This window comes from Rhodoferax sp. U11-2br (genome assembly GCF_018619435.1).
Classification (GTDB): domain Bacteria; phylum Pseudomonadota; class Gammaproteobacteria; order Burkholderiales; family Burkholderiaceae_C; genus Rhodoferax.
On the sequence record NZ_JAHFZF010000008.1, the window covers coordinates 1 to 13,143 of the forward strand.

Genomic DNA, 13,143 nt, shown 5'->3' on the forward strand with positions numbered 1-13,143 from the left:
GGGTGGGTTTGAACACCTCTATCCCGTGGGACCAGGTGACGATCCAGGGGCCGGTGTACATCGGCTCGGGGGTGCGTATCGAGCCGGGTGCCAGCATTGTGGGCCCGGCCTGGATTGGCCACGGCAGCCACCTGCGCACCGGTGCCAAGGTGGTGCGCAGTGTCTTGTTTGGCTACACACGCATTGCCGCCGACATGCGCTTTTACGAGATGATTGTGTCGCCCGACTACTGCGTAGACCGCCATGGCGACACCCTGTACCGCGGCGACGAGACTGCCCAACTGCGTTGGGGTGACGCCCGGGCCTGAGGGGCCGGGCTGCGCTTGGCTCTGAATTATTTGTTGGTCTGGATCATCTTCATGGCAGAGGCCACCAGTGCAGACACTTCGGTCATGTTGCTGGGGATGATCAGTGTGGTGGTGGCGTCGGTGGCCACTTTGCCGTAGGCGTCAACCGCTTTTTCTGCCACTTTGAGCTGCACCGCCTGTTCACCGCCGGGCAGGCGGATGGCCGCGGCCACGCGTTCAATGGCCTGGGCATTGGCCTCTGCCACGGCCAGAATGGCGGCAGCCTCACCTTGGGCGTTGTTGATGGCGGCCTGTTTTTCACCCTCGGACCGGGCAATGAAGGCCTCACGCTCACCGGTAGCGATGTTGATCTGCTCTTGGCGGCGGCCTTCTGAGGCAGCGATCAGCGCGCGTTTTTCACGCTCGGCGGTGATTTGCTGCTGCATGGCGTGCAGGATCTCCTTGGGCGGGGTCAGGTCCTTGATTTCGTAACGCAACACCTTCACGCCCCAATTGAGGGCGGCTTCGTCAATGGCCTGCACCACTTGCGCGTTGATGATGTCGCGTTCCTCAAAGGTTTTGTCGAGTTCGAGCTTGCCAATCACCGAGCGCAGGGTGGTTTGGGCCAGTTGCGAAATGGCAGTGATGTAGTTGCTGGAGCCATAACTGGCGCGCATGGCGTCGGTCACCTGAAAGTACAGGATGCCGTCCACCTGCAATTGGGTGTTGTCGCGGGTGATACAGACCTGGCTGGGGATGTCGAGCGGGATTTCCTTGAGCACGTGTTTGTAGGCCACCTTGTCGATGAAAGGCATCAGAAAGTTGAGCCCCGGTGTGAGGGTGCCGTTGTATTTGCCCAGGCGTTCCACCACCCAGGCATGCTGCTGCGGCACCACTTTGATGGATTGCCAGACAAAGATGGCGGCGATGACAAACAAGATAACAGCGATTTCCATATCAGGCTCCAGAGGTAGATGTTCGGGTTGTTTTGAGGATCAGTCGACTGCCCACCACTTCAACAATGGTGTAGCGGCCTGGGGTGGTGGCCTCACCCGGTGCAAGGGTGGCGTCCCAGCGGGCGCCACGGTAGATCACGCTGCAGCTGCCGTCGTTGTGGAAGCTGTCCACCTGCACCGTTTCGCCGATGTCGAGGTTGACATCGTGGTTGGCGTTGGCCGGGGCGGCGGCGGGCTGTGACTTCTTGAGCAGCCGCCAGATCAGGACGGAGCCACCACCGGCCAGCGCGGCCGTGACCCATTGCCCGGTGAGGGCCAGACCAAGGTGGGCGGACAGGGCCGCTGCGGCCAGGCCCAGTGCCATCATCAACAAATAAAACGTGCCTGTGACCAGCTCCAAGGCGATGAGTCCGCCTGCAGCCAGCCACCAAAGCGTCGAATCAGCCATCTGGGTTTCCTGTAGTGTTGTGACCACGCCATTTTCAGTTGAAAGCGTGGGTGGGTCATCAAATCCTGGGTTTTAGTCCTTACACTTCGCGCCAATTTGTTCAATTACGCCAGTCGCTGGAGCCCCGCCATGAAGTTTCGCTTTCCCATCGTCATCATCGACGAAGACTACCGCTCAGAAAACACCTCCGGTCTGGGGATTCGGGCGCTGGCTCAGGCAATTGAGTCTGAAGGCTCCGAGGTGCTGGGTGTCACCAGTTATGGCGACCTGAGCCAGTTTGCCCAGCAGCAAAGCCGCGCCAGTGCATTCATCTTGTCGATTGACGACGAAGAGTTCACCCCGGGACCGGAGCTGGACCCGGCGGTGGTGAACCTGCGCCACTTCATTGAGGAGGTGCGCCGCAAAAACCTCGATGTGCCGATCTACATCTATGGCGAAACCAAGACCAGCCGCCATCTGCCCAACGACATCCTGCGTGAGTTGCATGGCTTTATCCACATGTTTGAGGACACGCCCGAGTTTGTGGCGCGCCACATCATCCGTGAGGCCAAAAGTTACCTCGAAGGGGTGCAGCCGCCGTTTTTCAAAGCCTTGCTCGATTACGCCGAAGATGGCTCGTACTCTTGGCATTGCCCAGGGCATTCGGGTGGGGTGGCCTTCCTGAAAAGCCCGGTGGGCCAGATGTACCACCAGTTTTATGGTGAAAACATGCTGCGTGCCGACGTTTGTAACGCGGTCGAAGAACTGGGCCAGCTGCTGGACCACGACGGCGCCATTGGCAAGAGCGAGCGCAACGCCGCGCGCATCTTCAATGCCGACCACTGCTTTTTTGTAACCAACGGCACCAGCACCAGTAACAAGATGGTCTGGCACCACACGGTGGCACCCAACGATGTGGTGGTGGTGGACCGCAATTGCCACAAGTCGATCCTGCACGCGATCATCATGACCGGGGCCATCCCGGTGTTTTTGAAGCCCACGCGCAACCACTTCGGCATCATCGGCCCGATCCCCAAGAGTGAGTTTGAGCCGGCCACCATCAAGGCCAAGATCAAGGCCAACCCGCTGGTCAAGGAACATCTGCCTGAGGTGGATGTGGACCAGATCAAGCCGCGTGTGTTGACGCTGACCCAATCCACCTACGACGGTGTGTTGTACAACACCCAGACCGTCAAAGGCATGCTCGATGGCTACGTGGAAAACATCCACTTTGACGAAGCCTGGCTGCCGCATGCGGCATTTCACCCGTTTTATGGCTCCTACCACGCCATGGGCAAACACCGGCCCCGGCCCAAACACGCGATGGTTTATGCCACGCAGTCGATCCACAAGCTGCTGGCGGGCATCAGCCAAGCCAGCCATGTGCTGGTGCAGGACTCACAAACCGTCAAGCTGGACAAACACCTGTTCAACGAGGCCTACCTGATGCACACCAGTACCAGCCCGCAGTACAGCATCATTGCCAGCTGCGACGTGGCCGCTGCCATGATGGAGCCACCGGGGGGCACCGCGTTGGTGGAGGAAAGTATTGCCGAGGCACTGGACTTCCGCCGCGCCATGCGCAAGATCGATGAAGAGTACGGTGACGACTGGTGGTTCAAGGTCTGGGGTCCGGACAAACTGACCGAAGAAGGTATTGGCCGCGCCGACGACTGGATCATCAAGGGTGAGTCACGCACTACCAAGAATGGCATCCACTGGCACGGCTTTGGCAAGATGGCACCGGGCTTCAACATGCTCGATCCGATCAAGTCGACAATCGTCACGCCGGGCATGGATCTGAACGGCAAGTTTGCCAAGACGGGTATTCCGGCCAGCATCGTCACCAAGTTTTTGGCGGAACATGGTGTGGTGGTGGAAAAAACCGGTCTCTACAGCTTCTTCATCATGTTCACCATCGGCATCACCAAGGGCCGCTGGAACAGTATGCTGACCGCGCTGCAGCAGTTCAAGGACGACTACGCCAAGAACCAGCCGATGTGGCGCATCCTGCCCGAGTTCTGCCAGAAACACCCCAAGTACGAAAACATGGGCTTGGCCGACCTGTGCCAGCACATCCACCAGCTGTATGCGAAGTACGACATCGCCCGCCTGACCACCGACATGTATTTGAGCGACCTGACGCCGGCCATGAAACCGAGCGATGCCTACGCCCACATTGCGCTGCGCAAGACCGAGCGGGTTGAGATTGACCACTTGGAAGGCCGCATCACCGTGGGCCTGGTGACACCGTACCCACCGGGCATTCCGCTGCTGATCCCGGGCGAGGTGTTCAACAAGAAGATCGTGGACTACCTGAAGTTCTCACGCGAGTTCAACGCGCAGTGCCCGGGTTTCGAGACCGACATCCACGGCTTGGTGGAAGAGCTGGGGGCGGATGGCCAGGTGCGCTACTTTGCGGACTGTGTGAAGTCCTGAGCTGCGGCCGAGAGAGTCTGAAATTGATAGCTGCTAGCCCTTATGACATAAGGGCTAGCGCCTGATTTGGCTTTAAGCGCCGGGGGTCTCGACCACGGCCACGGCGGTCTGGCTGACGCCACAGTCCACGTATGAGATCTGCCCGGTCATGCCTGAGGACAAGTCGCTGAGCAGGAAGGCGGCGACGTTGCCAACTTCGTCAATCGTCACATTGCGCTTGAGTGGCGAGGCCGAAGCCGAAATACCCAGCAGTTTGCCAAAGTCCTTGATGCCGCTGGCGGCCAGCGTCTTGATGGCGCCTGCGCTCAGGCCGTTGACACGGATGCCTTTGGCACCCACCGCATCGGCCAGGTAACGCACCGAGGATTCGAGCGAGGCTTTGGCCAGACCCATGGTGTTGTAGCTGGGCACCACACGCACACCCCCCAGGTAGGTCAGGGTCAGCAAAGACGAAGTGTCGTTCAGGTAGGGCAGGGCCGCCTTGGCCATGGCCGGGAAGCTGTAGGCGCTGATGTCGTGGGCAATGCGGAAATTCTCACGCGTCAGGCCATCGAGGAAGTTGCCTGCGATGGCTTCGCGCGGGGCGTAACCAATGCTGTGGACAAAACCGTCGAACTTGGGCCAGTGGACGGCCAGGTCGGTGAACAGCTTTTCGATTTGGGCATCGTCAGCCACATCGCAATCAAAAATCAGTTTGGAGTCAAAGTCTGCCGCAAACTCGGTGATGCGGTCTTTGAAACGTTCACCCACGTAGCTGAACGCCAGCTCGGCGCCTTGTGCGTGGCAGGCCTTGGCGATGCCATAGGCGATGGAGCGGTTGGACAACACACCGGTGATCAACAATTTTTTGCCTGTCAGGAATCCCATTTCGACCTCTTCAATTTTTCTTGCTGCTGGAAAACACTGCAAACCGCACCCTTGAATGGGCCGACGAAACTGCAGTGACAGATGATGCAGAATTGTCGCATGCGTTGCCTTCTGTTTTTTGTGTGCCTGACTTGGATCAACCCGCTGTGGGCCGCGCACGGATACGCCCTGTGGGGCGATCTGAAATATCCGGCGGGTTTTACCCACTTCGACTATGTCAACCCGGACGCGCCCAAAGGCGGAGAGCTGCGGCTGGTCAGCAACCTGCGCGTCTCCACCTTTGACAAGTACAACCCGTTCACCATCAAGGGCAATGCACCTGCCTATCTGTCAGACCTGATGTTTGACAGCCTGCTGTCCGGTTCGACCGACGAAACCGGGTCGGGTTATGGACTCCTGGCCCAGGACGTGTCGGTAGCAGCCGACGGCTTGAGTGCCACTTTCAAGCTACGCCCGCAGGCACGTTTTCACAATGGCGACCCGGTGTTGGCCCGGGATGTGGTCTTCAGTTTTGAGGCGCTGATGGGCCCCTACACCTCGCCCGCTTACAAAACGGTGTTGAGCGATGTGGCGGGTCTCGATGTGCTGGACGAGTCCACCGTGCGTTACCGCTTCAAGAAGCCCAACCGCGAATTGCCGCTGACGGTGGGCAGTCTGCCGGTGTTCAGCCGCGCCTGGGGCATGGCGGGCGGCAAGGCCAAACGCTTTGATGAGATCGTGACCGACATACCCATTGGCAGCGGCCCCTACAAAATTGGCCCGGTGCGTTTTGGCAAAGACATCACCTATGTGCGTGACCCCAACTACTGGGCCAAAGACCTGGCTGTGCGCCGGGGCACCGCCAACTTTGACCGCATCACCGTCAAGATTTACAAGGACAGCACGGCGCGGCTGGAGGCGCTCAAAGCGGGTGAGTTTGATTTGATGCGCTTTTTCTCGGCGGGCGACTGGGCGCGCCGTCTTTACGGCAAACGTTTTGATACCGGTGAACTGGTCAAGAAGGAATACGCGCACCACTTGCCCACCGGCTTTCAGAGTTATGTGCTCAACACCCGGCGCGATCTGTTCAAGGATGTGCGGGTGCGCCAGGCGCTGGGACTGGCGATGGACTTTGAATGGATGAGCCGACAGCTGTTTTACGGCGCTTACCAACGGGTCAACGGCCTGTTTGGCAACACCGACTGCGCCGCCAGCGGCCTGCCCAGCCCTGAGGAGCTGGCTTTGTTGACGCCCTGGCGCCAGCAGGTACCCGAAGCGGTGTTTGGCCCGATGGCTCTGCCACCCAACACCGACCCGCCATCTTCGTTGCGCGCCAACCTGCGCCAGGCGCAGGCCTTGTTACAGGCTGCTGGCTGGACCTACCGGGATGGTGCTTTGCGCAACGCCCAAGGACAGGCCTTTGAGATGGAGTTTCTGGACAGCAACGAAGGCAGTGTGCGGGTGGTGTCACCCTGGGCGCGAAACCTTGAAAAACTTGGCATCACACTCAAATTCCGGCCGGTGGACTTTGCGCTGTACCAGCAGCGGCTGCAGAAATTCGAGTTCGACATGAGCTCCATCGCTTATGCCGGCACCAACAACCCTGGACAGGAGTTTGCTGACATGTTTGGCTCCAAGGCGGCTGACCAGGAAGACTCTGGCAACATGACGGGCATGAAAAACCCCGCTGTAGATGCCCTGATCAGCCAGATGACCGCAGCCAAAACCAAGGCGCAGCTCTTGCCCGCCTGCCGCGCGCTGGAACGGGTGATCACCCACAGCCATGTCTTGATCCCCCAGTGGTCTGCCAACACCCACCGCATGGTGTTCAACAGTTGGCGGCTGGCTCAGCCCGCCACGATGCCGCCTTATGCCCAGGGTGAAGGTTGGGCGATTGACACCTGGTGGGCTAAAAGATGAACACCCCCGTTGCTTGCTCGCTGCGCGTAGCCGCATCCCCCCTCAAGGGGGCAACACCGGTGGCCCGGCTAAGCCGGTTCCACGGTGTTTCTGGCTTTTGCACTGTGGCTGTCCTGCACCAACTGATGGCACGGTACTGATATGTGGCTCTACATCCTCAAACGCCTGTTGTTGATGGTTCCCACGCTGTTGGGGGTGCTGTTGATCACTTTTGTGGTGATCCAGTTTGTGCCCGGTGGACCGGTGGAGCAGTACCTGGCCGAGGCGAAAGCTGGCGTGGGCAAAGGTGCTGTGGCCGAGGGCGGTGGCCTGAGTTACCGTGGCGCGCAGGGGGTGGACCCCAAACGTGTTGAGCAGATCAAGGCGTTGTACGGCTTTGACAAACCTGCACACGAGCGGTTTTTTCAGATGCTGGGCCAATTTGCCCGTTTTGATCTGGGGCGCAGCTTCTTCCAGAACAAAAGTGTGGCAGACCTGATCTGGGAGAAGCTGCCGGTGTCGATCAGCTTGGGGCTGTGGACGTTTTTTATCAGTTACCTGATTGCGGTGCCGCTGGGGGTGGCCAAGGCGGTGCGTGCCGGCTCCAAGTTTGACCTGGTAACCACCTTGCTGGTGCTGGTGGGCTACGCGATACCCGGCTTTGTGCTGGGGGTGGCGCTGCTGGTGATTTTTGGTGGCCAGTTGCAGTGGTTTCCGCTGCGCGGGCTAACCAGCAGCAATTGGGATGAACTGAGTTGGGGTGCCCGGGTGGTGGATTACCTGTGGCACATCGCGCTGCCGGTCACTGCGATGGTGCTGGGCAGTTTTGCGGTGACCACCATGCTGACCAAAAACGCGTTTCTGGAAGAAATCCGCAAGCAATACGTGATCACCGCCCGCGCCAAAGGCCTGAGCGAGCGCCAGGTGTTGTGGAAACACGTGTTTCGCAACGCGCTGATTCCGATCGTGACCGGCTTTCCAGCGGCCTTCATCGGTGCGTTTTTCACCGGCTCGCTGTTGATCGAAACCCTGTTTTCGCTCGACGGCCTGGGGCTGCTGAGTTACGAGAGTGTCATCCGGCGTGATTACCCGGTGGTGCTGGGTACGCTTTTTTTCTTCACGCTGATTGGTCTGGTGACCAAGCTGATTTCAGACCTGTCTTATGTTTGGGTGGACCCGCGTGTCAAGTTTGACTAAGCCCCCTGTTGCGGACTCACTTTGTGTAGCCGCCTCCCCCCCACCGGGGGGCAACACCAGCGGCCTGGCAAAGCCAGTTCCGCGGTGTTTCTGGCTTGATGCTGCTGGAGTTTCATCCATCGTCCGAAAGGGCAACTGCTCTTGAATACCCCTGTCTCAACCACTTCTCGAGGACCATCGGCGCGCGCCTGGTTGCGTTTCAAGCGCAACCGGCTGGGCTTCGGGAGCCTGATTGTGTTCTGTACGCTGGTGCTATTTAGCCTGATGGCCGAAGTGATCAGCAATGACCGACCGCTGCTGGTGTCTTACCAGGGCGAGTTCTATGTGCCGGTGCTCAAGGACTACTCCGAGAAGACCTTTGGGGGCGACTTTGAGGCCAGTACCGACTATCTGGACCCGTTTATCCGCGAGCGCCTGAGTTCCAACGGCAACTGGGCGTTGTTTGCCCTCAACCCGTATGGTCCCAAAACGCTGAACTATTTTGCCAAAGCGCCCAACCCGTCCGGGCCAACGCGCGAGAACTGGCTGGGCACCGATGACCGGGGTCGCGATCTGCTGGCGCAGCTGATCTACGGTTTTCGGGTCAGTGTGTTATTTGCGCTGGCCCTCACGGCGATTGGCACCGTGCTGGGCATCATCACCGGGGCGATCCAGGGGTTTTTTGGTGGCAAGACCGACCTGGCTTTTCAGCGTTTTATCGAGATCTGGGGATCGATGCCCGAGCTGTACCTGCTGATCATCTTCAGTGCGGTGTTTGCGCCCAGCCTGGCGCTGCTGCTGGTGCTGCTGAGCCTGTTTGGCTGGATGGGACTGTCAGACTATGTGCGCGCCGAGTTTTTGCGCAACCGCCAACTCGATTACGTGCGCGCTGCGCGTTCGCTGGGGGTGAGCAACTGGCACATCATCACCCGGCACCTGCTGCCCAACAGCATGACACCGGTGGTGACGTTTTTGCCGTTTCGCATGAGTGGCGCGATTTTGGCGCTGACCTCGCTCGACTTCCTGGGCCTGGGTGTGCCGCCGGGCACACCGTCTCTGGGGGAGTTGCTGTCCCAAGGCAAAAACAACATCGACGCCTGGTGGATTTCGCTGTTCACCTTTGCTGTGCTGGTGGTCACGCTGCTGCTGCTGACCTTCATGGGCGACGCACTGCGCGACGCGTTGGACCCGCGCAAGGCCGACGTATGAGCAGCAACACCACACCCTTGCTCAGCGTACACGACCTGTCGGTGTCGTTTGGCGACCACACGGTCGTGCACAACATCAGTTTTCACATCAACGCTGGTGAAAAGCTGGCCTTGGTGGGGGAGTCTGGCTCGGGCAAGACGGTGTCGGCGTTGAGCCTGCTACGCCTGGTGGCTAATGCCAAAATCACCGGACGGGCCTTGTTTAATGGGGGTGATTTGCTCTCATTACAAGAGCGCGAGTTGCGGATCATCCGGGGCCAGGACATCGCCATGATTTTTCAGGAGCCGATGACGGCGCTGAACCCGCTGATGAGCGTGGGCGACCAGATTGCCGAGGTCATTGCCCTCAAACAGGGGCTAGCCCAGGTGAAATGTGCGCAGCTAGCTATTGATTTGTTAGCGGAAACCGGCATTGAGGAGCCGCAGCGGCGCTACCAGGCCTACCCGCACCAGCTCAGCGGCGGGCAGCGTCAGCGCACCATGATTGCGATGGCGCTGGCCTGTCAGCCCAAATTGCTGTTGGCGGATGAGCCCACCACCGCGCTCGATGTGAGCCTGCGTGGCCAGATTCTGGACCTGCTGGACCGACTGCAGCGCGAGCGTGGCATGGCGGTGCTCATGATCACGCATGATCTGAACCTGGTGCGCCGGTTTTCCGACCGTGTGGTGGTGATGGAGCAGGGGCACATCGTGGAGCAGGGCGCTACAGCGGCCTTGTTTGCGCAGCCGCAACACCCTTACACGCAGCGTCTGATGGCGAGCCGCCCAGAGCGTGATCCGCTCGCCAACAAGGCGGTGGCCAGCGACGCTGCCCCCGTCATGGTGGCCCAAGGCCTGCGTGTGACTTACCCGACACACTTGCCGGGCCTGAGAGGCTGGTTCAGGCGCGGCGAGTTTGTGGCGGTGCAGGGGGCCGACTTCAGCTTGTTGCCTGGCCAGACACTGGGGGTGATGGGAGAGTCCGGCTCAGGCAAGTCCACCCTGGCCTTGGCGGTGCTGGGTTTGCTGCCTAGCCAGGGCCAGTTGAGTGTGGCGGGCGGCCATTGGGGCACCACCGGCGCGGGCGACAAAGCCTTGCGTCGGCAGATTCAGGTGGTGTTTCAGGACCCGTTTTCGTCCCTGTCTCCCCGCATGACGGTGGAAGACATCGTGGGTGAAGGTTTGGGTGTGTTTGAACCCCTGATGTCACCAGAGCAACGCCGTGCACGTGTTGTGCAGGCGCTACACGATGTGGGGCTGGATCGGGACACCACGGGCTCGCTCAGCACCTTGCTGGGGCGTTACCCGCATGAGTTCTCGGGTGGCCAGCGTCAGAGGCTGGCGATTGCGCGTGCGCTGATCATCCAGCCGCAGGTTCTGGTGCTGGATGAACCCACCAGTGCCCTCGATGTGACGGTGCAAAAACAGGTACTGCAACTGCTGCAGCGGCTGCAACGCGAACGTGGTTTGAGCTACCTATTGATCACCCACGATGTGGCGGTGATCCGCGCCATGGCACACACGGTGCTGGTCATGAAAACAGGGCAGGTGCTTGAATCGGGGCCGGTGGATGCCGTGCTGAGCCAGCCAAACCACGCATACACCCGGATTTTGGTGCGTGCTGCGGATTAAAGCGTTAAAAATCAAAGCTTTTCAGACATTTTTCAGGTACAATCCGTCGCTTCACGACCAAACGGGCGAGTCACTTCCGCCCGTTTTTTTTGGTCGATTGTTTTTGGGTGCATTGCGGCTTTATCTGGGGTTTTGGTGGCGCTAAAAGAAATCGTTGAACAAACTGTCATTGGCTTAGGTTATGACCTGGTTGAGATTGATCGCTCTGCCGGTGGTTTGCTGCGCGTCACGATCGATTTGCCCTGGGTACCGCCGGTTGATGGTGTGACTGCTTCGGAGCAGTTCGTCACGGTGGAAGATTGTGAAAAAGTCACCCGCCAGCTGCAGTTTGCGCTGGAGGTGGATGCCATTGAGTACAAGCGGCTGGAGGTCTCCTCGCCGGGGATTGACCGGCCTCTGCGGCATCAGCAGGATTTTGAGCGTTTTGTGGGGCAGGTGATTGACATCACCCTTAAGGCGCCCTTGGGTGTGGCTGCTGCTGGACAGGTGAGCGCCAATCGCAAAAAATTTCGGGGTGTGCTGGAGTTGGCTGAGCAGATGCTTGGTGCTGAGGTGCCTGGTGTGGGTTGCTGGCAGATTGTCTGGCGTGATGAGCCAGAGGTGAAGCCGGGAGTCAAAGTCAGCAAAAAGCGGCCATTGGCGCCGCTGCAAGCCCTGGGTTTTACGCTGGATGAGCTGCGGGATGCCCGTTTGGCGCCCATCGTCAGCTTCAAGGGTCGAGGACACGCTGGTGGTGCTGGGGTTGGTGGCGAAGAATTTGAATCGAATTGAAACAGGAGACTCATGGCATGAATCGCGAAATGTTAATGTTGGTGGACGCCATTTCACGTGAGAAAAACGTGGAGCGTGACGTGGTGTTTGGCGCGGTTGAGGCGGCGCTGGCCCAGGCCACAAAGAAGCTTTACGCGGGTGACGTGGATATTCGTGTGTCCCTGAATCGTGATACCGGTGTCTATGAGACGTTCCGGCGCTGGCACGTGGTGCCTGATGAGGCGGGTTTGCAATTGCCTGACCAGGAAATCCTGCTGTTTGAGGCGCTTGAGCAGATTCCTGACATCGAGGTGGATGAGTACATTGAAGAGACCATCGAGTCGGTGCCGATTGGCCGTATTGGCGCGATGGCTGCCAAGCAGGTCATTCTGCAGAAAATCCGTGATGCCGAGCGCGAAATGTTGCTCAATGACTTCATGTCGCGTGGCGATAAGATTTTTGTCGGCACGGTTAAACGCATGGATAAGGGTGACCTGATTGTGGAATCTGGTCGTGTGGAAGGCCGTTTGCGACGTGGCGAGATGATCCCCAAGGAAAATTTCCGCACCGGAGACCGCGTGCGCGCCATGATCATGGAAGTGGATCTGACCCTGCGCGGTGCGCCCATTGTGTTGTCCCGTTCGGCGCCTGAGTTCATGGTTGAACTGTTCCGCAATGAAGTGCCTGAGATTGAACAGGGTCTGCTGGAGATCAAGTCCTGCGCCCGTGACGCTGGTTCACGCGCCAAGATTGCGGTGCTCTCCCATGACAAACGTGTTGACCCCATTGGCACCTGTGTGGGTGTGCGTGGCACCCGTGTCAATGGCGTGACCAATGAGCTCGCTGGTGAACGTGTGGACATCGTGCTGTGGAGTGAAGACCCGGCCCAGTTTGTGATTGGTGCACTGGCACCCGCCAATGTGACTAGCATCGTAGTGGACGAAGAGCGTCACGCCATGGATGTGGTGGTGGACGAGGAAAACCTGGCGATTGCCATTGGCCGGGGTGGTCAGAACGTGCGCCTGGCGTCCGAGCTGACTGGCTGGAAGATCAATATCCTCGACGCCGCTGAATCGGCTGAAAAGCAGGCTCACGAAGTGGACGCCAGCCGTGCCTTGTTCATGGAGAAGCTTGATGTGGACGAGGAAATTGCCGACTTGCTGATTGCCGAAGGTTTCATCAGCCTGGAACAGGTGGCCTATGTGCCGCTTGAAGAAATGCTGGAAATTGAGAGCTTTGACGAAGACACCGTCAACGAGTTGCGGACCCGCGCCAAAGATGCTTTGTTGACGATGGAAATCGCCAACGAGGAAAATGTCGAGAAGGTGGCAACCGAGCTGGCTGATCTGGAAGGGCTCTCTGCGGAACACATCAGCAAGCTGGCCGACAATGGCATCCATACGCTGGATGACTTTGCCGACCTGGCGGTCGATGAACTCACTGACATCACGGGGCAATCTGAAGAGGCTGCGACCGCGATGATTATGAAAGCACGCGCGCACTGGTTCTCCGGTGATGCAGCGTCTCAAGCGTCTTGAATCATG

The 13,143-nt window shown here is 59.1% G+C and carries 10 protein-coding genes and 1 pseudogene; 8 read left to right on the forward strand and 3 right to left on the reverse strand.

Annotated elements, in window-relative coordinates; translation table 11 throughout:
* Positions 1-308, forward strand: a pseudogene (locus KKO72_RS07110) (NDP-sugar synthase); the annotation flags it as partial.
* Positions 309-334: 26 nt separating this feature from the next.
* Here KKO72_RS07110 and KKO72_RS07115 read toward each other — a convergent pair.
* Both KKO72_RS07115 and KKO72_RS07120 read right to left on the reverse strand, forming a co-directional pair.
* Positions 335-1,243, reverse strand: a complete 909-nt coding sequence (locus KKO72_RS07115) for an SPFH domain-containing protein (protein WP_214936846.1) — start codon at positions 1,241-1,243, stop codon at positions 335-337.
* Between the two features lies 1 nt (position 1,244).
* Complete coding sequence (locus KKO72_RS07120; protein WP_214936848.1) at positions 1,245-1,691, reverse strand: NfeD family protein; 447 nt, start codon at positions 1,689-1,691, stop codon at positions 1,245-1,247.
* A gap of 129 nt (positions 1,692-1,820) precedes the next feature.
* On the opposite strand from KKO72_RS07120, the gene KKO72_RS07125 reads away from it, so the two are divergent.
* The gene (locus KKO72_RS07125) at positions 1,821-4,109 is read left to right on the forward strand and encodes an arginine/lysine/ornithine decarboxylase (protein WP_214936850.1); all 2,289 of its coding nucleotides are present in this window, start codon (positions 1,821-1,823) and stop codon (positions 4,107-4,109) included.
* A 72-nt stretch (positions 4,110-4,181) separates the two neighbouring features.
* Here the strand turns inward: KKO72_RS07125 and fabI are convergent, their stop codons facing one another.
* Positions 4,182-4,976 carry an enoyl-ACP reductase FabI gene (gene fabI / locus KKO72_RS07130; RefSeq protein WP_078365611.1) on the reverse strand — a complete coding sequence of 265 codons (795 nt, stop codon included), beginning with the start codon at positions 4,974-4,976 and terminating at the stop codon, positions 4,182-4,184.
* A 99-nt stretch (positions 4,977-5,075) separates the two neighbouring features.
* Here fabI and KKO72_RS07135 point away from each other — a divergent pair, with 99 nt between their 5' ends.
* From KKO72_RS07135 to nusA, 6 genes are all read left to right on the forward strand, one after another.
* Positions 5,076-6,875, forward strand: a complete 1,800-nt coding sequence (locus KKO72_RS07135) for an extracellular solute-binding protein (RefSeq protein ID WP_251140512.1) — start codon at positions 5,076-5,078, stop codon at positions 6,873-6,875.
* A gap of 141 nt (positions 6,876-7,016) precedes the next feature.
* The gene (locus KKO72_RS07140) at positions 7,017-8,051 is read left to right on the forward strand and encodes a microcin C ABC transporter permease YejB (protein ID WP_214936851.1); all 1,035 of its coding nucleotides are present in this window, start codon (positions 7,017-7,019) and stop codon (positions 8,049-8,051) included.
* A gap of 141 nt (positions 8,052-8,192) precedes the next feature.
* Positions 8,193-9,239, forward strand: coding sequence for an ABC transporter permease (locus KKO72_RS07145; RefSeq protein WP_371736838.1), 1,047 nt, complete (start codon positions 8,193-8,195; stop codon positions 9,237-9,239).
* Positions 9,236-10,849: an ABC transporter ATP-binding protein gene (locus KKO72_RS07150; protein WP_214936853.1), complete on the forward strand. Its 1,614-nt coding sequence runs from the start codon at positions 9,236-9,238 to the stop codon at positions 10,847-10,849. The genes KKO72_RS07145 and KKO72_RS07150 overlap by 4 nt, the downstream gene beginning before the upstream one ends.
* 135 nt (positions 10,850-10,984) lie before the next feature.
* Entirely contained in the window at positions 10,985-11,620 is a 636-nt protein-coding gene (gene rimP, locus KKO72_RS07155; RefSeq protein WP_214936855.1) for a ribosome maturation factor RimP, read from the forward strand.
* Between the two features lie 17 nt (positions 11,621-11,637).
* Positions 11,638-13,137, forward strand: a complete 1,500-nt coding sequence (gene nusA, locus KKO72_RS07160) for a transcription termination factor NusA (RefSeq protein ID WP_078365617.1) — start codon at positions 11,638-11,640, stop codon at positions 13,135-13,137.
* The last annotated feature ends 6 nt before the right edge of the window (positions 13,138-13,143 follow it).

What these genes read in the sequence shown, in the direction of transcription:
- KKO72_RS07115 (WP_214936846.1), bottom strand. Translation starts at nt 1,243, where the DNA reads ATGGAAATCGCTGTTATCTTGTTTGTCATCGCCGCCATCTTTGTCTGG.
- KKO72_RS07120 (WP_214936848.1), bottom strand. Translation starts at nt 1,691, where the DNA reads ATGGCTGATTCGACGCTTTGGTGGCTGGCTGCAGGCGGACTCATCGCC.
- KKO72_RS07125 (WP_214936850.1), top strand. Translation starts at nt 1,821, where the DNA reads ATGAAGTTTCGCTTTCCCATCGTCATCATCGACGAAGACTACCGCTCA.
- fabI (WP_078365611.1), bottom strand. Translation starts at nt 4,976, where the DNA reads ATGGGATTCCTGACAGGCAAAAAATTGTTGATCACCGGTGTGTTGTCC.
- KKO72_RS07135 (WP_251140512.1), top strand. Translation starts at nt 5,076, where the DNA reads ATGCGTTGCCTTCTGTTTTTTGTGTGCCTGACTTGGATCAACCCGCTG.
- KKO72_RS07140 (WP_214936851.1), top strand. Translation starts at nt 7,017, where the DNA reads ATGTGGCTCTACATCCTCAAACGCCTGTTGTTGATGGTTCCCACGCTG.
- KKO72_RS07150 (WP_214936853.1), top strand. Translation starts at nt 9,236, where the DNA reads ATGAGCAGCAACACCACACCCTTGCTCAGCGTACACGACCTGTCGGTG.
- nusA (WP_078365617.1), top strand. Translation starts at nt 11,638, where the DNA reads ATGAATCGCGAAATGTTAATGTTGGTGGACGCCATTTCACGTGAGAAA.